The organism is Streptomyces sp. ADI95-17, assembly GCF_003846175.1.
Classification (GTDB): Bacteria; Actinomycetota; Actinomycetes; order Streptomycetales; family Streptomycetaceae; genus Streptomyces; species Streptomyces sanglieri.
The window spans coordinates 891,624-911,188 of sequence record NZ_ML123044.1 but is presented as its reverse complement, the minus strand read 5'-3'; the positions used below and the strand labels follow the sequence as shown (position 1 = coordinate 911,188).

At 71.2% G+C, this 19,565-nt stretch carries 18 protein-coding genes; 10 read left to right on the top strand and 8 right to left on the bottom strand.

Features of this window, described 5'->3' with window-relative positions:
- The first annotated feature begins 111 nt into the window (after positions 1-111).
- Both EES42_RS03920 and EES42_RS03915 read left to right on the top strand, forming a co-directional pair.
- Entirely contained in the window at positions 112-2,391 is a 2,280-nt protein-coding gene (locus EES42_RS03920; protein ID WP_346775348.1) for a Tox-REase-5 domain-containing protein, read from the top strand.
- 50 nt (positions 2,392-2,441) lie between these two features.
- Entirely contained in the window at positions 2,442-3,170 is a 729-nt protein-coding gene (locus EES42_RS03915) for a hypothetical protein (RefSeq protein ID WP_124716668.1), read from the top strand.
- A 96-nt stretch (positions 3,171-3,266) separates the two neighbouring features.
- Here the strand turns inward: EES42_RS03915 and EES42_RS03910 are convergent, their stop codons facing one another.
- The 5 genes from EES42_RS03910 to EES42_RS03890 form a co-directional block, all read right to left on the bottom strand.
- On the bottom strand, positions 3,267-3,716 hold the full coding sequence (locus EES42_RS03910; RefSeq protein WP_124716667.1) for a DUF3592 domain-containing protein: 450 nt from the start codon (positions 3,714-3,716) through the stop codon (positions 3,267-3,269).
- 20 nt (positions 3,717-3,736) lie between these two features.
- Entirely contained in the window at positions 3,737-4,315 is a 579-nt protein-coding gene (locus EES42_RS03905) for a hypothetical protein (RefSeq protein ID WP_124716666.1), read from the bottom strand.
- A gap of 45 nt (positions 4,316-4,360) precedes the next feature.
- The gene (locus EES42_RS03900) at positions 4,361-6,358 is read right to left on the bottom strand and encodes a hypothetical protein (RefSeq protein WP_124716665.1); all 1,998 of its coding nucleotides are present in this window, start codon (positions 6,356-6,358) and stop codon (positions 4,361-4,363) included.
- 191 nt (positions 6,359-6,549) lie between these two features.
- The gene (locus tag EES42_RS03895; protein ID WP_124716664.1) at positions 6,550-7,980 is read right to left on the bottom strand and encodes an APC family permease; all 1,431 of its coding nucleotides are present in this window, start codon (positions 7,978-7,980) and stop codon (positions 6,550-6,552) included.
- On the bottom strand, positions 7,977-9,125 hold the full coding sequence (locus EES42_RS03890) for a Zn-dependent alcohol dehydrogenase (RefSeq protein ID WP_124716663.1): 1,149 nt from the start codon (positions 9,123-9,125) through the stop codon (positions 7,977-7,979). Before EES42_RS03890 ends, EES42_RS03895 begins: the two co-directional genes overlap by 4 nt.
- Before the next feature lie 217 nt (positions 9,126-9,342).
- On the opposite strand from EES42_RS03890, the gene EES42_RS03885 reads away from it, so the two are divergent.
- Positions 9,343-9,927 carry a helix-turn-helix domain-containing protein gene (locus EES42_RS03885; protein WP_241196231.1) on the top strand — a complete coding sequence of 195 codons (585 nt, stop codon included), beginning with the start codon at positions 9,343-9,345 and terminating at the stop codon, positions 9,925-9,927.
- Positions 9,928-9,983: 56 nt separating this feature from the next.
- Here the strand turns inward: EES42_RS03885 and EES42_RS03880 are convergent, their stop codons facing one another.
- On the bottom strand, positions 9,984-10,373 hold the full coding sequence (locus EES42_RS03880) for a DUF192 domain-containing protein (protein WP_124716662.1): 390 nt from the start codon (positions 10,371-10,373) through the stop codon (positions 9,984-9,986).
- Between the two features lie 96 nt (positions 10,374-10,469).
- On the opposite strand from EES42_RS03880, the gene EES42_RS03875 reads away from it, so the two are divergent.
- From EES42_RS03875 to EES42_RS03865, 3 genes are all read left to right on the top strand, one after another.
- Positions 10,470-11,276: a prepilin peptidase gene (locus EES42_RS03875; RefSeq protein ID WP_124716661.1), complete on the top strand. Its 807-nt coding sequence runs from the start codon at positions 10,470-10,472 to the stop codon at positions 11,274-11,276.
- Between the two features lie 82 nt (positions 11,277-11,358).
- A complete protein-coding gene (locus tag EES42_RS03870) occupies positions 11,359-12,165 on the top strand; it encodes a class I SAM-dependent methyltransferase (protein ID WP_124716660.1) in 807 nt (268 codons plus the stop codon).
- A gap of 68 nt (positions 12,166-12,233) precedes the next feature.
- Complete coding sequence (locus EES42_RS03865) at positions 12,234-12,692, top strand: hypothetical protein (protein WP_124716659.1); 459 nt, start codon at positions 12,234-12,236, stop codon at positions 12,690-12,692.
- 103 nt (positions 12,693-12,795) lie between these two features.
- Here the strand turns inward: EES42_RS03865 and EES42_RS03860 are convergent, their stop codons facing one another.
- Positions 12,796-13,947, bottom strand: coding sequence for a winged helix DNA-binding domain-containing protein (locus tag EES42_RS03860; protein ID WP_124716658.1), 1,152 nt, complete (start codon positions 13,945-13,947; stop codon positions 12,796-12,798).
- 51 nt (positions 13,948-13,998) lie between these two features.
- Between EES42_RS03860 and EES42_RS03855 the strand changes: the two genes are divergently transcribed.
- Positions 13,999-14,526 carry a hypothetical protein gene (locus EES42_RS03855; protein WP_124716657.1) on the top strand — a complete coding sequence of 176 codons (528 nt, stop codon included), beginning with the start codon at positions 13,999-14,001 and terminating at the stop codon, positions 14,524-14,526.
- A 203-nt stretch (positions 14,527-14,729) separates the two neighbouring features.
- Here the strand turns inward: EES42_RS03855 and mgrA are convergent, their stop codons facing one another.
- Positions 14,730-15,770, bottom strand: a complete 1,041-nt coding sequence (mgrA, locus tag EES42_RS03850) for an L-glyceraldehyde 3-phosphate reductase (RefSeq protein ID WP_124716656.1) — start codon at positions 15,768-15,770, stop codon at positions 14,730-14,732.
- 199 nt (positions 15,771-15,969) lie between these two features.
- On the opposite strand from mgrA, the gene EES42_RS03845 reads away from it, so the two are divergent.
- The 3 genes from EES42_RS03845 (at position 15,970) to EES42_RS03835 (ending at position 19,492) form a co-directional block, all read left to right on the top strand.
- Positions 15,970-16,731, top strand: coding sequence for an isoprenyl transferase (locus EES42_RS03845; protein WP_124716655.1), 762 nt, complete (start codon positions 15,970-15,972; stop codon positions 16,729-16,731).
- Positions 16,732-17,068: 337 nt separating this feature from the next.
- Entirely contained in the window at positions 17,069-18,391 is a 1,323-nt protein-coding gene (locus EES42_RS03840) for a PhoH family protein (RefSeq protein WP_124716654.1), read from the top strand.
- A gap of 390 nt (positions 18,392-18,781) precedes the next feature.
- Positions 18,782-19,492: an aggregation-promoting factor C-terminal-like domain-containing protein gene (locus EES42_RS03835; protein WP_124716653.1), complete on the top strand. Its 711-nt coding sequence runs from the start codon at positions 18,782-18,784 to the stop codon at positions 19,490-19,492.
- Positions 19,493-19,565 lie beyond the last annotated feature (73 nt).

Here is a 19,565-nt window from a genome sequence, read left to right as displayed (position 1 = left end):
GGGGGACTCGTCGTGTCTGGCATAGGCGGATTTGCGGTTTCGGGTGGCGCGGGCGGGGGCGTCGCCGTGGGTGCACAGGGCAGACGGTCCCTGCCGCGCCCACTGCAGGCGGTGCTGATCCTCGTACGGCTCCTCTTCGCCGCCGCGGTCGTGGGCGGCGTCGGAGTGATGACGGTGGCCTCGGCGGTCGACGAGGTCGACGGCCAGTTGTTCGGGCTGCTGCTGTACGCGGCGCTGCCGAGCGTGATCGGGTTCGTGCTCTCGCTGTATGTGCGCACCGGTGGCGTCTGGGTCTGGCGCGGACTGCTGGCCGTACATGTCTGGCTCACGCTCGGCGCGCTGGCGACCCTCGGCCAGGACGGCGGCGGGCGCGGTGTCACCCAGCTGGTGATGCCGGTCGCCGTCGTCGTGCTGCTGTTCCGGGCGAGCTCCCGCGAATGGTTCGACCTGCCGCTCGGACAGCGCCTGCCGCACCGGCGGTTCAGCATCGCGCGCATGATCAAGTGGCGCCGGGACGACGCGGGTCAGACCGCGATGGAATACCTGGGCATGGTCCTGGTGGTCGTGGCCCTCATCGGCGGACTCGTCGTCACGGGGATCGGCGCCCAGCTGACCGGCGGGCTCCAGGACGCGATCTGCCGGCTCACCGGGAGCGCCTGCCCCGCGCCCGGCAGCAATGTGGAGGCCGGGCCCGGCAAGGACTCCGGCGGGTCGACCACGTCCGGCGGCAAGGACGCCGGTGGTGCGGACGCGGGCGGTACGCACACCGGTGGTACGGACACGGGCGGATCGGTGGCCACGGGCGGCACTGACTCCGGGGGCTCGGGCCCGGCGGGGTCCGGTTCCGGCTCCGGAGGGACCGACACGGCCGGCGGAACCGGCTCGGCAGGCAGCGCGGGCAACGGCTCGGCGGGCAACGGCTCCGGAGGCTCCGGCGGAGACGACGTCGTCCAGGTCGACGACGGTGGCGACGACGTGGACACCTCCGGCGAGCCGGACGGCGGTGACGACCAGGACGACGGCACCGGCGGCGACGAGGAGAAGTCCGACGAGAGCTGCACCTCGGGCGTCGGCGCGTTCTTCTCCTGCGCCGCGCACCAGACCGGCGGCTTCTTCAAGGGCCTGGTCGGCGACGGGCTCTGGGGCGACGTCACCGGCACGATCGACACGGTCTTCCACCCCATCAAGGCCTGGGACGGCCTGATGGACTACGGCAAGAGCCTCGGTGACAAGTGGAGCCAGGACTCCAAGGGCGCCGGGGACAAGTGGTCCGACGGCGACTACCTCGGCGCGGTCTGGGACTGGACCAAGGCGTCCGGCGGCACCGGCGTCAAGGTCCTCGACGACATGTTCATCGGCGACGAGGTCCGGGACATGTGGAAGGAGGGCAACGAGGGCCAGGCGATCGGCACCGGTCTCTGGAACATCGGCTCGCTGTTCATCCCGGGCTACGGCGAGGCCAAGCTCGTCGGCAAGTTCGGAAAGCTGGGCAAGTTCGGGAAACTCGGCAAGCTCGGCGAGGTCGCCGAGAAGGCCGGGGAGGCCGCGAACAAGGCGAAGAAGGCCGCCAAGGCCGGCGACATCACGGCCGCGGAGAAGGCCGCGAAGGAAGCCCAGCAGCACGCCGACGACGCCGCCGAGCAGGCCGGCCTCAAGGGCTGCACCGTCGGGATGGGCGGTCGGCTGCGCGTCCCGTACGGCAGCGGCGCGGGCGTCGGACTGCCCGGCTCCGGCACCGGCGTCCTGGCCGGGGCGCGCACCTCCGTGCCCCTCGGATTCCTCGCCGGGAAGTGCGACGAGGTCGACCCGGAGAAGAAGGCCGCCGCCGACGAGGCCCAGAAGCAAGCCGACGCGGCGAAGAAGGCCGCCGCCGCGGCGAAGCGGCGGCAAGGGCTGGAGCGTGCCCAGAAGCAGCCGAAGCCGGCCTGGTACAAGGACCTGAAGGACCCGCCGACCGGGGCCAAGGACGCCGGCGACGGGAACTGGGCGGAGATCAAGCCGGGCGTCTTCAGCTACGCGACCGAGATGGGCGCCCGTTACCAGGAGCAGATCTCCAAGGTGGGCCGCGGCAAGGAGTACGAGGTACCGCTCGACAAGCTCACGGGCAAGCCGGTCGACTTCGACGGCTGGGACTCCACGCGGGGCACGTACCTGGAGGCGAAGTACGGGTACAAGAGCCCGGATTTCTACAACGCCGACACCGGAAAGCTCACCACGAAGATCGCCGACCGGTGGGCCGCCCAGGCGAGACGGCAGGTCGACGCGGCTCGTGGCAAACCGGTCGAGTGGCACCTCTCCGACCCGGACGTCGCCGAGGCGGCGCGTGAGATGTTCAGAGAACAGGGCATCGACGTTAAGGTCATCAACACCCCTGATGATCTGGTCGGCTGAGCACCGGCCGGACAGCGGAGCGCAGGACCGAAACCCGAGGAGAGAGTGTCGTGCTGTACGTCGTCGTCAATGGTCTCTGGGGCCCGCGCGAGGAAACCGTGCGGAGCATCGCCGAACGCTGGTCCGGCACGCTCACCGCGCTCAGGGACATCGACGGCACGACCTTCGACGTATGGCACGAGGCCGGTGACGACCTCCCGTCCGACCCGGTGCTGGCGCCCTCGGTCCCCGCACTGGCGGAGTACATCGAGCGGAAGAACACGGGCCCCGACCTCGACGTGGTGGGCTACACATCGTCGTTGTGGGTGCGGAATCCGGGAGCTGCGTATGTGTCCCTGGCGACGCACGCGGGCGGCACCTCGCGCTACGCGCCGCATTCCGTCTCCCTCGTCTTCCGGTCGCGCGAAGTCGACGAAACCGCCGAAGTGATCCGGCGCGCCCCGGAGATCCTGCGCGTCCTCGCGGAGCACTGGGAGATCGATGCCGGCCAGGTGTACGACAAGCCCGTGTACGAGGCGGTGGCCGAGCGGTTCGACCTGGAGAACAGCGACCCCCGCTGCGGCCGCGCGGTCCATCTCTCCGCCGGCCGCGCCGCCCTCGCCCCCGAGGACCTGCCCGGAACATACGTCCGCACCGCACACGGCGGACTGGTCATCGACCTCACCCGTGGCGGTACGGAGCTCCCGGACATCGAGACGGTCATCGAGGCGAACACACGACTGCGGGCTACCGGTTCGCTGACGCCGCTCCCGGTGCCGTTCGACCGCGCCACGTTCTGACCCCGCGCACCCGCGAGAGAGGTACCGCGCACCTGCGCGCGGAGTACTGCGCAGCCGCGAGCGCGGTACCGTGCACCCGCGAGCGGGGTACGTCCTTCAGAGCAGGCCCCGCATCGCCACGAACCCCAGCAGCAGCCCCGCCGCGAACACCCCGAGCCCGAGCGCGAACACCGCGGGTATCAGCACCGGACCCCACGCCCCCGGCCCGGCCACCGTCGCGTTCCTCTCCGGGGCGGCCGGGTCGTAGCTGACCCGGACCGGCGCTCCGACCTCGAAGCCGAACGGGCCCGGGGCATGGTCGGTGAACTCGATGTCACGGCCGTCGCGGGTGCGGAACGCGAAGACGTACTCGGTGGCGTAACCGCGCTCCGAGCCCGGCCCCCGGTCGACCGTCCGGCGGTCCGAGCACCACCCCTCGGCGTGTTCGCCGTGCCGCACCAGCCGCAGCACCCGGTTCAGCCGGAGCGCGGAGCGGACCGCGAACGCGCCGAGGAGCAGGCCGAGCAGCAGTAGGAACGTGGCCGTGCCGCCGGGCAGGATCTGCATGAACGAGCGCTCCCGGTCCGCTACTTGACCGTGATCGTTTCGACGAACGCGTCCAGGTCCTTCGAGCTCAGCGAGCCCTTCACCGCGTTGATCCGGACCGCGAACGGCACATCCTTCGAATCGACGCCCGCCACCACGACCCCCGTCATCCGGGTGCCCTGCGCCGGCGTCCGGTCCTCGCCGCTCGACGTGAACTCGTAGTCGATCCGGCGCGCCTCACGGGCGCTCTCCGCACCCGCGAGCCGCACCTCCTCGGTCCCCTTGCGGGTCGCCCCGAGACCGATGCCGGCGCCCGCCGCGGACGCCGCCTCGTCGGCATCGTCCACACCCGTGGCGAAGTCGAGCTGCACCGAGACCATGCCGGTGCGCAGCCCGCCCTCCTCCTTGAGCGCGACGGCCGCGTTGGCCTTCGCCCGGCCGGCCGCGGGCTGCTCCTTGTAGCCCTTCTCCCCGGGGTAGCCGACCGACAGGCTCTTGGTGTCGAGCTTCTCCCAGCCCTGCGGGAGCGCGGCGCTCTCTCCGCCGCATCCGGTGAGCAGGGCGAGGCCGAGGGCGGCGGCAGCGGTCGCGCCGATCGTCCGGTACGTCTTCTTCGTCATCGCCTATCGCCTCTTCGTCGTGCTCGGTCGGTGCTTTCCGTACGGCTACTTCGCGCAGTAGCTGTACGGCAGGTACGAGCGCTTGTCGTCCCGCGGAGCCCCGAGGAACTGCGCGTCCGTCAGTGTCTCCTTCTTGTGCTCGTCGGAGAGGGAGAATCCCAGACTCATCCCGAGCGAGACCTCGAAGCCGAACTCCTGGGCGTCCGTCTGACCGTTGTAGTTCATCTTGCTCGACAGGCCGTCCTCGTACATCAGCTGGTCGAAGGGGTCGGTCCCGGTGGGCTTCTCCTGCAGCGAGTGGTCGCCGAACATGTACTCGAACGGGGCGGTGTTGTTGCCGGAGCCGTCCAGCCACTGCTCGGCGACGGCGCGCTTGTCCTCGGTGGCCTTGTCGGTGTCTTTGCCGAAGACGATCGAGTTGGTCAGGACCTCGATGCCGGTCTCGCCGGAGGAGTCGGAGCCGCTGACCTTGCCGCCCCGCTTGTCCTTGCCCTTCTCGCCGTTGTCACCGCTGATGTCGCCCTTGTTCGACGTCGAGCCGTTCTCGATGGTCTGGGTCATGTCGATCCGGACGATCTTGCCGGTCTTCTGGTCGCGGGTGACGGTGACCGCCCCGGTCCGGTTGTCCTTCGCGGAGGCCGCGCCGCCCAGCGGACCGGCCGAACCGCTGACCTTGCCCTCCAGCTCCAGCTTGGCGGTGTACGTGTACGACTCGTTGCCGTTGACGTCGTCCTTGGTGATGGTCACCTCGGGGGAGAACTTCGCCTTGCCGCCGAGCTTCGCGCCGAGCTTGGTCTCGTCGCCCGCGCTGATGGAGAGGCCGCCGTCCGCGTACGCGTTGAGACCGATGGTCGAGTACGAGATCTTCTTGTCGCCGATCTTGCTCTCGACGTCCTTCTTCTTGTCGGCCCACTTCATCCCGGAGTACCAGCCGCCGCCGTAGCCGCCGCTGTACTTCGTGGAGGTCTCCCACATCTTCATTTCTTCGATGTCGTCCCGCATCTTCTGGGCCTCTTCCTCGCTCTTGAAGACCCAGGTGTCACCGTTGGTGATCTTGATGCCGCCGCCGACGTCCACATCGGCCTTGCCCAGCTTGCCGAGCTTCACCCCGGGGGTGCTGGCGGTGGCGCCGGCCGAGGCGGCGTCGGTGAACGTCATGTAGACCAGCTTGTCGTTCTCGTCGACCTTGCCGTCCGCGTTCACATCGGTCTTGGCCTGGCTGACCTTCTGCTGGAAGCCGTACTCGTTGCCCCACTCGAACCAGCCGATCTTGACCTTGTCGCCGACGGTGTCGGAGATGCTGGAGACCTGGCACATCTTGGGCTCGTAGTCGGCGTCCGTCTTCGGCTGCGCGGTGGTTTCCCCGCCGCCGGTGGAGCAGCCGCCACCGCCGCCGCCCATGGCGCTGATCGCGCAGCGGATGCGCTCGCCGATCTGCCCGCCGACACCCGCCATCGACATCGCGCCGATCAGCGTCACGACGAGGACGACCACCCCGAGGTACTCCATGGCGGTGGCACCGCCGTCGCGCCAGGAGTACGGCCGGTACGGAGCGGGCTCCGGCTCGTCCGCGCGGTCGTCCAGCAGCCGGTCGACGGCGAGTCCCGCGGTCGCACCGGTCACCAGCGAGACGATCGGCATCAACGTGCCCTCGAAGCCCACGAGATGCCAGGACACGGCCAGTCCGTACACCAGCGCGGCGACCGGGACACCGAGGGAGGCGAGCAGCGTCAGCAGACGGGATTCGCGGTACTCGTCGGGCAGTACGCGGGCGGCGGCCAGGACCGTGAGGACGGTCGTGATGACGTTGGGGACGTGCAGCAGGGCCAGCCGCCAGCCGAAGCTCATGAGCCGCTCGTCGGTGGCCAGCAGCTCGACGAGTCCGCGCGAGACCAGATACCCGGAGGCGATGTAGACCAGGGCGCCGGCGGCCCAGCTGCGGGTCAGGGCGAAGAACGCGCCGCCGCTCGCGTCGGATCTGCCCCCGTTCCCCGGCGGTATGTGGCCCACGCCTCCGCTTCCCCAGCCCCCGCCACCAGTCACGGTTCTTCCTCTCCGACGCCCACTTGCCATGCCTGTGCCCGCAGTTCCGCATTTCGGGTGTGGACGTGAGCGTACGGATGCGCGAGCCGGGTGACCTGGGCCCTTGGCCCCAAACCCGGGCCCAACGGGCGATGCCCCGCCCCGCCGCGAGGTGCGGAGGGGCAGGGCATCGGGAGCGGGGTGCGGCCGGGTCAGTCCAGGTCGTCCGCGAAGGTTCCGGCGCGCTCGGCGACCTCCGGTCTGCGGACCCGCAGGACGGCGAAGCCGACGATGCCGACGACCAGCGCGCCGACGAACACGTACGGCAGCACGTTCAGCGGCCAGGCCGGGGCGGGCCACAGGTTGCGGTAGAAGACGTAGACCATCGCGGCGGCGCCGATCAGCCCCAGGCCCCAGGTGAGCAGCAGGCCGCGGGCCCCGATCCGGCGTACGAACAGCGGCGCGGCCAGACACACCAGGGTGTAGCTGAGCATGTAGCCGAAGACGCCGATGGTGTCGATGTACGTCGTCGCGTTCAGCGGTTCGGTCCCGGCGCCGACCACGAGCACCGCGGGCAGGGCGACGAACGGGGCGACGGCCCAGATGGCCGCGGACGGGGTCCGGTGGCGGGGGTGGGCGACGCCGAGCCGGGCCGGCATCACACCCTCCTTCGCCATGCCGAACAGCAGCCGGGCGGCGACCGTGATGCAGGCCATCACCACGGCGACGAACGATGCCGCGAAGCCCGCGTGCAGGAAGAACTTGAGGAAGCCGAGTCCGGACAGCTCCGCCAGTTCGTCCATCGGGTCGGCGCTCTTCGCCAGGGCGTCCGCCCCGCCGAACCCGGCGACCTGCGCGTAGGTGGCGAACATGTACAGCACACCGGCCAGCACCGCGCTGCCCATCACCGAGCGGGGGATCGCCTTGTACGGGTCGGTGGCCTCGGCGCCCAGCGACGCGGCGCCCTCGAAGCCGACGAAGCCGAGCACACCCAGCACCACGGCGAAGACGACACCGTCGAGGGTGGAGCCGCTGAGGCTCAGCTGCTCCGTGTCGATGATGTTCCCGCTCTTGAAGAAGGCGGGGACCAGCACGACGACGATGAGGACGATCGACACGACCTCCAGGACGGAGGCGACCCGGGCCGCCGTGCGCACACTGGCGATGGTCAGCCGGATCGCGACGGCGGCCAGCAGCACATCGAGCAGGATCTGGCCGGGGATGCCGGTGAAGAGCCCGATGCCGATCTGGTCCAGGGCGCGCGCCGTGTAGTAGCCGGCCCCGGCGAGCGAGCCCGAGCCGATGCAGACCGCACCGATGAGCAGCGCCCAGCCGGTCACGAACGAGCCCGGGGCCCCGAGCGAGAGCCGGGAGAAGGCGTACAGCGAACCGACCCCGGCGCGCCTGCGGGCGAAGACGCAGATGCAGTACGCGATGGCGAGGACGGCGGCCATGGCCAGGAAGAACGAGAACCAGGCCCCGTTGCCCGCGGACGCCGCCATGCTGGCGGGGGCGAACGCGATGACGGCGCTGGGCGCGACGTTGGCGACGCTCTGCGCGCCGACCTCGAACGTGGAGACGGAGCGATGGGCCAGGCCGTCGGCAGGCTTCTCGGCGGTGGACTGCTTTCCGGCGGTGCTCATGTCCGGTCCTCCATCATCAGCAGCTGACGCAGGGCGTGGCCGGCGGCGAGGTCGGCCAGTGCGTCGCCCGCCTCGTCCAGCGGACGCCGTGCCGAGATCATCGATTCCACGTCGAGCTCGCCCGACACCACGAGGTCCACGAGTGCCGGGATGTCCCGGGCGGCGTCGACCGAGCCGTAGTTGGAGCCGAGGATGCGCTGGTCGGCCTCGGCGAGTGCCAGCGGGTCGAAGCGCGCGGTGCGGCCGGTCGGCGGGAGGCCGACGATGACGGCGGCGCCGCCCTGGCCGAGGGCCGCGATGGACTGCTCGGTGGTCTCGATCTTGCCGATGGCGTCGAACACGTAGTCCAGGCCCTCCGGGACCAGGGCGCGCAGCGCCTCCACGACATCGCCGTCCCGGGCGTCGATCGCGTCCGTCGCGCCGAGCCGGCGGGCCAGCTCCAGCTTCTCGGGGACGACGTCCACGGCGACGATACGGCCGGCCTTCGCCAGCCGGGCGCCCTGTACGCAGGACAGGCCCACGCCGCCGCAGCCGATGACGGCGACGGTGGCCCCGGCCTCGACACCGGCCGTGTTGCGGACCGCGCCGACCCCGGTGGCGATGGCGCAGCCGACCAGGGCGATGACGTCGAGGGGCGCGTCCTCGCGGACCTTGATCGCGCCGGAGGCGGGAACCACGACGCGCTCGGCGAACGAGGAGACGCCCAGGTAGTGGTGGGCCGGCTCGCCGTCGACCGAGAGCCGGCTGGTGCCGTCGTACAGCACCCCGCCGGGCGCCACGACCTCGGCGACCAGGCTGCACGCGGCGGGGCGGCCGGCCAGGCAGAAGCGGCAGGTGCCGCAGGAGGGGACCCAGGACAGTACGACGTGGTCGCCGATCTCCAGCCCGGTGACGCCCGCGCCGAGCGCGGTGACCACGCCGGAGCCCTCGTGCCCCATCACGACCGGGGTGGGGTGGTCCCACTCGCCGCGGATGACATGGAGGTCGGAGTGGCAGACCCCGGCCGCCGTCACGGCGACCTCGACCTCACCGGGGCCGGGCGGGGCCAGGGTGATGTCGGAGACGGTCACCTCCTGGCCCGGGGAGCGGAAGACGACGCCGCGCACGGTGCGCGCGGTGCTCTCTTGGAAGGACGGGGAGCTCATCGGCTTACTCCTCGGGTGGTGCGGAAGGGGCGGGGAGCGCGGCACGGCCGCGGGGCGGCACAGCGGTCCGCCAGAGACGCCTTGTTTAGCGCCATTAAACTTTCGTCAAGTTTTACAGCACTAAACTCGGTGGGTAAAGACCCTTCTGGTAACCCTTCCGACCTGCGTCTTCCCCCGGCCACCGCCCGTGACCCCGCCGACAGGTAGCGTGTCCGCCATGCCCGAAGCTCCTGACAGCCACATGTCCACGATCGGCCCGAGGCTGCGTGAGCTCCGCCTGGCGCAGGGCCTGACACTCGCCCAGGTGGCCGAGACGGCGGGCGTGACCAAGGGGTTCGTCAGCCTCGCCGAGCGCGGCAAGACCTCGGTCTCCGTCCCGACCCTGATCCGCATCTGCGAGGCCCTGGGCACCGGCATCGCCACGCTCTTCGACTACCCGGACCAGGACGTCGTCAGGGGCGGTGTGGGCGCCAAGCTGGAGATGGGCGGCCACGGCATCGAGGAGTTCCTGCTGACACCCGCCGAGGAACGGCACGTCCAGGTCATGCGGACGATCCTGCGGCCCGGCGGCGGCTCCGGCGGCGCGTACAGCCTGGAGGCCGAGACGGTCTTCGCGTACCTGGTCCGGGGCACGCTGCGGCTGAGCGTGGACGGCGAGCCCCGCTTCCTGGAGGCCGGCGACTCCACGACGTTCTCGGCGCGGGCCGCGCACGCCTGGGACAACCCCGGCGAGGACGAGGCCGAGGTCCTCTGGTCGATCGCCCCCGCCCTGCCGCTCTCCCGCACCAAGCTCCGGCCGTAGGGCCCGGAGCGAGGGGCGCTACGAGGGGTACTGATGGTGCGCGCGGGCCCGCCCGCTCACCTCCCGTCGGCCTCGCTCTGGACGATCGTCACCCGGGCCCCCGGCCGGATCCCCCACTTCTCCATCGCCCCCGCCTCCGCCTCGATCACATGCCGGGCCCGCAACCGGGGCATCCCCAGCCGGCCCGGCTTCATCGTGTGGACCGCCACCACCTTGAACTTCCGGTCCAGGTAGGCCACATCGATGGTGAACCGCATCCGGAAGCTGTGCACACTCCCGCACGGGGTGATCATCAGGGCGCCGTCGATCCCGTCCTGCCCCAGCAGCCCGCGACTCCGGGCCCGGTAGGAGGCCGCGATCCGCAGCGGTATCGCCTCCTCCTGCCCTCCCTGTGCGTCGGTGACCGTCAACGTGCCTGTGCCATTGCGCCATTGAGCCATGGCCATGAAGGTAGCGGCAGGTGACGGCCCATGGGTCCCCAACGGCGGGCAGTGGGCCCCAGGACCCATGACCCGGGCCCGGCGCCCGCCTAGGGTCGGGCCGTGGACGCCATGCTGACAGTGCTCGCCGCACTCTGGGGCGCAGCGGCCGGACTGCTGGTCCCGCGCGCCGCCTACCGGTTCTCCGTCGAACCGGAGGACCCCTGGCGGGACGCCTGCCCCGAGGGACACGCCCTGACCGGGGCCGCCCGCGGCTGGCTCGGCTCCACCCGGTGCGCGCGGTGCGCGGCCGTCCCGGTGCCCGCGACCGCGGGCGCCGAGCCGGAAGAACCGGGCGAAGCGGCGGACCGTCCGCGGCCCGCCGCGCGTTACGCCCCCGGCGTCCTCGTCCCCGTCGTCACCGCGCTCGCCTGCGCCGTCCTCGCGGCGGCCACCGGGCTCCGCCCCGAACTGGCCGTCTGGCTGCTGATGGCACCCGTCGCCGTACTCCTGGCGACCATCGACCGCCGCGTCCACCGGCTGCCCGACCGGCTGACCCTGCCCGCGGCCGGGGCCGTCGCCGTACTCCTCGGCGCCGCCGCGCTCCTTCCCGAGCACGCCGGATCCTGGACCTCCGCCCTGCTCGGCGGGGCCGCGCTCGGGGGCTTCTACTTCCTGCTCTTCCTCATCAACCCGAACGGAATGGGCTTCGGGGACGTCAAGCTCGCCCTGTCGCTGGGCATGGCGCTGGGCTGGTACGGCTGGGCCGTGGTGTTCGCCGGGGGCTTCGCCGGGTTCCTGCTCGGCGCGGTGTACGGGTTCGGGCTGATGGTCCTCAAGCGGGCCGGACGCAAGACCGGCATTCCGTTCGGCCCGTTCATGATCACCGGCGCGCTGCTGGGCATGCTGCTGGGCGCACTGGCCGCCTGACCTGGCCGCCCGACCCGGCCGCACCCGCGGCCCAGCCGTATTGGAGTCGCGCCACCCGGCACCCGGCTGACACCATTCCCGTATGTCCGGAACCACCGAAGACGCAGCAGCCGAAGCAGAACGCGCACGATTCGAGGCCCTCGTCGCGGAGGCGGCCGCCGTCTCCGTCGACGGCTGGGACTTCTCCTGGCTCGACGGCCGGGCCACCGAGGAGCGCCCCTCCTGGGGGTACGCCCGCGCCATGGCGGACCGGATGGGGCGGGCCCGGGCCGCGCTCGACATCCAGACCGGCGGCGGCGAGGTCCTCGCCTCCGTACCGAAGCTGCCGCCGCTCGCCGTCGCCACCGAGTCCTGGCCGCCGAACGTGGCCCGCGCCACCGCGCTCCTGCACCCGCTCGGCGCGGCCGTGGTCGCCGACCCGGACGAGCCGCCGCTGCCGTTCGGCGACAACGCCTTCGACCTGGTGGTCAGCCGGCATCCGGTGACCACCTGGTGGGCGGAGATCGCGCGGGTGCTCACCCCCGGCGGCACCTACTTCTCGCAACAGGTCGGCCCGGCCAGCGTCTTCGAGCTCGTCGAGTACTTCCTCGGCCCGCAGCCCCCGGCCGTCCGCACTGCCCGCGATCCCGAGGCGGCCCGGGCGGCGGCCGAGGCGGCCGGGCTGGAGGTCGTCGATCTGCGGACGGAACGACTTCGCACCGAATTCCTCGACATCGGCGCCGTCGTCTACTTCCTGCGCAAGGTGATCTGGATGGTGCCGGGCTTCACCGTCGAGGAGTACCGGCCGCGACTGGCCGAACTGCACCACCGGATCGAGACCGAGGGGCCGTTCGTCGCCCACACCACCCGATTCCTGATCGAGGCCCGCAAGCCGGATGCCAAGGCCTGAGACGCACCCGCCGCTTCCGGCCCGGGGATGCGACCCTGGACGGTGAGCGCCTGGGGAAGGACTTGGCCATGAGGGTGGGGAACGAAGAGGACGCACCGCGGGTCCCGCGGCAGGGGAGGGCCGACTGGCTCAGGGGCGCACGGATCATCGGGGTGGCCGGGGTCTTCTACCGCCCGGAGGGGCGGCTGGGGGAGCCGGAAGCCGTCGAATTCCTGCTGGCCGACGGCCAGTCGGTGCTCCTGACCTGCGCCTCCGACGGGACCCTGCGGGTCGGCCCCGGTGCCTGGCCGCGGCTGCCCGACTGGTGCGTACCGTCGGGGCAGTGGGCGTTCGCCACCGTGTCGACCCTGCCGGAGCCGCCCGACGGCGGCTGGACGGTCACCCGCACCGAGGAACGCGGGGACGAGAACGGCCAGGTCCGCGAGGCCGTGATCCGCTGCGAGGGCGGCAGTTTCGTGGTCATCGGCGGCGACACCGTCGCGATCCGCTTCACCCGCGGCCACCGCGGCGCCCCGGCGGCCACCTAGGGTCTTCCGTCCGGATCGGGCCGGACGAGCCCGGCATGACCCAAACGAGAGGCCCTGGAGACCGGTCCGCCGGACAAGCCCCGAGTGCCCCCGCGCATCCGCCCTACGCGTGCGCCCCCACCGTCACCTTGCCCACCGTCAGCTCCGCGTTCCCCTCCAGCACCGCCCCGACCCGCGCCACCTCCGCCTCCAGCTCCCGCAGCTGTCCGGCCGTCAGCGGGGCCAGCGGTTCCACGGTCACCGCGATCCGGCGCCCCGAACGCCGCTGGTGCCACACCCCGGCGGCCGTGCCGTCGACCAGCAGCACCGGGAAGTTCCCCGCCTGGCCGCCCGCCAGCGCACGCGTGTACGCCGCGCCCGGGAAGAGCCGCTCGCGCGGCTGGGAGGCGATGAGGAAGGCGTCGAAGTAGGGGAGCAGCCGGACCCCGCGGACCGGCTCCGCCGAGAAGTCGGTGTCACCCGCCACCACCCAGGCCGGGCCACCTTCGTACGTCACCTGCTCGATCTCCCCGCGCGCCGCCGTCCCCGCGAACAGCTCCCCGGCCCAACCGGAGGGCGCCGCCAGCCACTTCGCGAAGTGCGCCGGTGTCGCGGGTCCGTACGCGTGCAGATAGCGGCGTACGAGACCGGCCAGCGCCCCGGGGCCGTCGAGCGGCACGACACCGGGGCGGGTGTAGGTGACCTTGCGGCCGCGGTCCGGCCCGAAGCACAGCACCCCGCGGTGACCCGCCAGATGCATCACCTGCCGCCAGCGCGGCCACATGCCCTGGAACGCGGGCATCACCAGGTCCCCCGCCCACGCCCCGGCCCGCTCCACCACCGCGTCGGAGAGCTCGTCGGCGGTCAGCTCGGCCCCGGTCAGCGCGTCCCCGATCGCGGCGAGCACCGTCTCGACCTGCTCCGGCGTCATCCGGGCGTCCTTGGCGAACGGATTGCGCCCGGTCGGCAGCGCGGACAACGCGCCCGTCCACAGCGGGAGTTCGGCCATCGGCAGCAGATGGACGGTGCCCCGCGGCCCGAACGTCTTGACCAGGGTGCGGTCCTTCCACAGCGCGCCGCGCACATCGGTACGGGTCAGGTCCGTGGCCCGCAGCCCGACGGAGAGCTCGGCTGCCGAGAGGACCTGGGCGTGCGCGGCCGGCAGCGTGGCGACCACTTCGGCGGGGGTGCCGCTGCCGGGGGACACGAGCCCCTGGCGGGCCGTCCGGCGGGCGTTCGCGGCGGTCCAGGTCACGGTTGCGGTTCGGCTCGTCATGACGGGGAAACTACCGGCCCTTCAGGTCAGGTCCTGTCCCATACTCGGCCCATGACCTCTGCGAGACGTACGGCCCGGACACTCGCCGCAGCGGCGGCACTCGCCCTCACCGCCGTCCTGGCCGGCTGCGGCACCGAACGGGCCGGAGCCGGCGCCGGGGGCACGACCCCCGGCGCGGACAGCGGCCCGCCGGTCCGGGGCGACTCCTCGGTCGACGGCAGCGACGCCTCGAAATACCGGGAGAACCACGCCTTCCAGTCCACCGCCGAGCTGTCCCCGGCCGACCGGGCCAAGGGGGAAGCCGAGGTGGCGAAGGTCAAGGCCGCTCTGGCCGGGATCGCGGAGGGCCGCAAGGCCACCGAGCCCCGGATCCGGTCGGCCCTCGCCGGTCTGGGCCACAGCTCCGGCGCCATCACCACCGGCACCTTCGGTCCGCACCGCAACACCTTCGTGCTCGACCTCGGCACCATCTGCGTCGAGGGCTCGCTGGACGGCATGGTCAACGGCCTGGTCACGGCCGAGGCGCACGGCAAATACCTCGAAGGAACCGGCTGTGTGAAGCCGGTCGGCGGGCACTGAGACGTCAACCCGGTGATGCGCGCAACGGAGTCCGGTGAATCCGGAGAGTGATTGTGGAGTGGCGTGGCGCCCAGCATCACTTACGAAGGGTTATGGTGGAAACCCCCCCTCGGGCCGGTCCGTATCCCCCCCCCACGGACCGGCCCGTTTTTTGTCCGGGCCGCGGCGCGGGGCCCGTGGCGCCCCGCGGGACCGCCCGCGCGTCAGCCCCGTCCGGCCCAGATGTTGGTGCCCGCGGTGTCCACGGCGAAGGCGTCGATCTCCGTCAACTCCTCGGCGGACAGCGGCTGTCCGGCCAGCGCCCCGACGTTCTCCTCCAGCTGCTTCACGCTCGACGCGCCGATCAGCGCGGACGTCATCCGGCTGTCCCGCAGCACCCAGGAGAGCGCCAGCTGGGCGAGCGACTGACCGCGCCGGCGCGCGATGTCGTTCAGCCCGTTCAGCCGGCGCACCACCTCGTCCGAGAGCAGACCGGGATCCAGGGACTTGCCCTGGGTGGCGCGGGAACCCTCCGGGATGCCCGTCAGGTACTTGCCGGTGAGCAGACCCTGCGCGAGCGGCACGAAGGAGATGCAGCCCATGCCGGCCGCCTCCAGGGTGTCGAGCAGGTCGTCGTCCTCGATCCAGCGGTTGATCATCGAGTAGGACGGCTGGTGGATCAGCGCCGGCACGCCCATCTCCCTGAGCAGCCCGGCCGCCTCGGCGGTCTGCTCCGCGTTGTACGAGGACACCCCCACGTACAGCGCCTTGCCCTGCCGGACGGCGGAGGCCAGCGCCCCCATCGTCTCCTCCAGCGGGGTCTCCGGGTCGAAGCGGTGGGAGTAGAAGATGTCGACGTAGTCCAGCCCCATCCGCTTCAGCGAGGCGTCGAGCGACGACAGCAGGTACTTGCGGGAACCCCACTCGCCGTACGGGCCGGGGTGCATCTCGTACCCGGCCTTGGTGGAGATGATCAGCTCGTCCCGGTACGGGGCGAAGTCCTGGCGGAAGAGCTTGCCGAAATTGAGCTCGGCGGAGCCGGGCGGCGGCCCGTAGTTGTTGGCCAGATCGAAGTGGGTCACACCGAGATCCAAGGCGCGGCGCAGAATCGCCCGCTGGGAGTCCAGCGTGCGGTCGTCACCGAAGTTGTGCCAGAGACCGAGGGAGACGGCGGGGAGCTTGAGACCGCTGCGGCCGGTGCGGCGGTACTCCATCGAGTCGTAGCGCGATGGGGCGGCCTGGTAGTAGAGAGGAGAATCAGTCACGTTTCTCTCCTTATCACGGACTTGTGACAGGCCGGGTTGGGCCGGTACGCCCGCTGCGCAGTAATGTGGCGGCTTCGGGGACTGCCACGGCACGGCGGGGCGACGGACTCTGCGGACCCGTGCGGCGACCCCAGGGGGACGACCCCGGACCCCGGGCAAAGGGGCGGGCGGGCCCGCACGGAACCGAGAGGTGAACTCAGTGAACTTGCGCGACCTGGTGTACGGGCTCTACGCGCGCCGGGTGGAGGCCCGCCTCGACCACACCCAGGTGCCCAAGCACATCGGTGTCATCCTCGACGGCAACCGGCGCTGGGCGAAGGCGTCCGGCGGCACGGCCGCGCAGGGGCACCAGGCCGGCGCGGACAAGATCAAGGAACTTCTCGGCTGGTGCAGCGAGACGGACGTGGAAGTCGTCACGCTCTGGCTGCTTTCCACGGACAACTTCGACCGGCCCGCGTCCGAGCTGACGCCACTGCTCGGGATCATCGAGAACACCGTGCGCGACCTCGCGGCGGACGGCCGCTGGCGGGTCCACCACGTCGGCACGCTCGACCTGCTGCCCGCCGACACCCAGACGGTGCTCAAGGAGGCCGAGCAGGCCACGGTCGACGTGGACGGAATACTGGTCAATGTCGCCGTCGGCTACGGCGGCCGCCAGGAGATCGCCGACGCGGTCCGCTCGCTGCTGCTGGACCACTCCGCCAAGGGGACCTCGTTCGAGGACCTGGCGGAGATCGTCTCCACCGACCTGATCTCCGAGCACCTCTACACCCGCGGCCAGCCCGATCCGGACCTCGTCATCCGCACCAGCGGCGAGCAGCGGCTGTCCGGCTTCATGCTCTGGCAGACCGCACACTCCGAGTACTACTTCTGCGAGGTCTTCTGGCCGGCCTTCCGCAAGGTCGACTTCCTCCGCGCACTGCGCGACTACGCGGCCCGCGGCCGCCGCTACGGCGGCTGACCCTTCCCGCGGGCCCGCCCGGACCCACGTGCCCCGGGCACAAATCCCAGCTCACCCGCCTGCCCCCGGGCGGCATGGCTTCGCGTGTTCGAGGGAATACCCCTGACAGGTCGACGTCCGGTCAAAAACCAGGCGGACGTCGTGTCCAAGTGAGCGGCATGGAGTCCGCTCGCCCGGGAGGCCCTTTGCACACGAAGGACCGTACGAACAACGCGGCCGACGCGGAGGGCCGGCACCCGGCCCGTGCTTCGGGGCCCGAACCCGGTCCGTCCTCTCCCATTGGGATGCTCCGCGACGCCGTCGCACCCCAACCTCGTCCGAGGGGGTACGTCCTTCCGTGGTGACCAGCACAAAGCGCCGCATGCCCGACAGGCGCACCTATGTTCTCGACACCAGCGTCCTGCTGGCCGATCCCAACGCCATGGCCCGGTTCGACGAGCACGAAGTGGTGCTCCCGATCGTCGTGGTCACGGAACTGGAGGCCAAACGGCACCATCCGGAGCTCGGCTACTTCGCCCGGCAGGCCCTGCGCCTGCTGGACGACTTCCGGGTCCGCTACGGCCGGCTGGACGCCCCGATCCCGCTCGGGGATCTGGGCGGGACGCTGCGCGTCGAACTCAACCATTCCGACCCCGGCGTACTGCCAGCCGGCTACCGGTTGGGGGACAACGACTCACGGATCCTCGCGGTCGCGCGCAATCTCCAGGCCGAGGGGTACGACGTCACCGTCGTCTCCAAGGACCTGCCCCTGCGCATCAAGGCGTCCTCGGTCGGCCTCCTCGCGGAGGAGTACCGCGCCGAACTCGCCATCACCGACTCCGGCTGGACCGGCATGTCGGAGGTCCCGCTCTCCGGCGAGCAGGTCGACCTGCTCTACGGAGAGGAGACGCTGTACGTTCCCGAGGCCGCCGAGCTGCCCGTGCACACCGGACTGGTCCTGCAGTCCGAGCGCGGCAAGGCGCTCGGGCGGGTCACCGCCGAGGGCAATGTGCGCCTGGTCCGCGGCGACCGGGAGGCCTTCGGCATCCACGGCCGCAGCGCCGAACAGCGCATCGCCCTCGATCTGCTCCTCGATCAGGACGTCGGCATCGTGTCGCTGGGCGGCCGGGCCGGCACCGGCAAGTCGGCGCTGGCGCTCTGCGCCGGTCTCGAAGCGGTCCTGGAGCGCAGGCAGCACCAGAAGGTGATGGTCTTCCGTCCGCTGTACGCGGTCGGCGGGCAGGAACTGGGCTATCTCCCCGGCACCGAGGCCGAGAAGATGAGCCCCTGGGCGCAGGCCGTCTTCGACACGCTCTCGGCGGTGGCCGGGCGCGAGATCATCGAAGAGGTGCTGGGGCGCGGGATGCTGGAGATCCTGCCGCTCACCCACATCCGGGGCCGCTCGCTGCACGACGCCTTCGTGATCGTCGACGAGGCGCAGTCGCTCGAACGGAACGTACTGCTGACCGTGTTGTCCCGGATCGGGGCGAATTCCCGGGTGGTGCTCACGCATGACGTGGCGCAGCGGGACAACCTCAGGGTCGGCCGGTACGACGGAGTCGTCGCCGTGGTCGAGAAGCTGAAGGGGCATCCGCTCTTCGCGCATGTCACCCTCACCCGCTCCGAGCGCTCTCAGATCGCCGCACTGGTGACCGAAATGCTGGAGGAAGGCCAGATCTGATACGGGATACGACAGTTGGTGCCGCCCGGCGAGCGAAGCAGCTTAGCCGGGCGGCGCCGTGCTGCGGCACCATTTCCGTAAATCACTTGCTCCAAACGAGGTGTGAGCTTTCACACGCAACGGAGAATTGCTTCCCGGTGTGCCGTTCCGGCAGAGTCTTGCTTCCGTCAGGCCCCGCATACGGCACACCCGCACCTCCAGAGGTGCCACGCACCACACAACTCAACAAACGCCGTCCGTATGCCGCCCGCGAGCACCACGCGGCGCTCCCTCCGGGGAGTCGCCCACCGGGCCCGTGCCTCCCGTGACCCAGGCAGTAGGGAGGCCAGCGTCAGGGGCACGATTGCGTCCGCGAGGTCACCTAAGCGGGCGATGCTGGAAGGACACCGTGTGAGCCGGATCTCGGTCCGGGGGTTCGCCGTGGCATCTGCCACTGCCGTGACCACCGTTGGCGCCGTCGTAGGCGTTGCATCGGGCAGCACCCCTGCTGTCGACGACAACAACTTCGAGGCGACCGCAGCCGACACCACGCTGCTCGCAGACATCCCCGCGGGCCAGCAGGCCCAGGTGCAGACCGCCTCGCTGACGCAGCAGGCCGACGCACAGGCCTCCGCGGCCGACGCGGCCGCGAAGAAGTCCGTGGAGGAAGCGGCCCGCATCCAGGCTGCCAAGGACGCCAAGTCGAAGAAGGCGGCGGCCGAGGACAAGCTGGAGCAGGAGCGCCTGGAGAAGAAGAAGGACGAGGCCGAGCGCGCCAGCCGTTCTTCGATCCGCAGCGCCTCCTCCTTCGCGGCGAAGGGCTCGTACACCATCGCCGAGATTCAGGCGATGGCGCGTCAGATCGTGCCCGCCGACCAGTTCCAGTGCTTCAGCAACATCGTGAACGTCGAGTCGAGCTGGAACTACCGGGCGAGCAACCCGTCCTCCGGTGCCTACGGTCTCGTCCAGGCGCTCCCCGGCTCGAAGATGGCCTCGGCCGGAGCCGACTGGATGACCAACCCGGCCACGCAGATCAAGTGGGGCCTCAACTACATGAACAGCGGCCGCTACGGCAGCCCGTGCGCCGCCTGGTCCTTCTGGCAGGCCAACCACTGGTACTAGAACCCGGCACCTCCCGAGGTTCGCGTTCCTCTCGCGCAGAGCCCCCCGCCGTCCTACGGTGGGGGGCTTCGCG

Bases quoted from the DNA above. Each gene is read 5' to 3' on its own strand.
- EES42_RS03910 (WP_124716667.1), bottom strand. From the start codon at position 3,716: ATGCAGATCCTGCCCGGCGGCACGGCCACGTTCCTACTGCTGCTCGGC.
- EES42_RS03905 (WP_124716666.1), bottom strand. From the start codon at position 4,315: ATGACGAAGAAGACGTACCGGACGATCGGCGCGACCGCTGCCGCCGCC.
- EES42_RS03895 (WP_124716664.1), bottom strand. From the start codon at position 7,980: ATGAGCACCGCCGGAAAGCAGTCCACCGCCGAGAAGCCTGCCGACGGC.
- EES42_RS03890 (WP_124716663.1), bottom strand. From the start codon at position 9,125: ATGAGCTCCCCGTCCTTCCAAGAGAGCACCGCGCGCACCGTGCGCGGC.
- EES42_RS03885 (WP_241196231.1), top strand. From the start codon at position 9,343: ATGCCCGAAGCTCCTGACAGCCACATGTCCACGATCGGCCCGAGGCTG.
- EES42_RS03880 (WP_124716662.1), bottom strand. From the start codon at position 10,373: ATGGCCATGGCTCAATGGCGCAATGGCACAGGCACGTTGACGGTCACC.
- EES42_RS03870 (WP_124716660.1), top strand. From the start codon at position 11,359: ATGTCCGGAACCACCGAAGACGCAGCAGCCGAAGCAGAACGCGCACGA.
- EES42_RS03865 (WP_124716659.1), top strand. From the start codon at position 12,234: ATGAGGGTGGGGAACGAAGAGGACGCACCGCGGGTCCCGCGGCAGGGG.
- EES42_RS03860 (WP_124716658.1), bottom strand. From the start codon at position 13,947: ATGACGAGCCGAACCGCAACCGTGACCTGGACCGCCGCGAACGCCCGC.
- EES42_RS03855 (WP_124716657.1), top strand. From the start codon at position 13,999: ATGACCTCTGCGAGACGTACGGCCCGGACACTCGCCGCAGCGGCGGCA.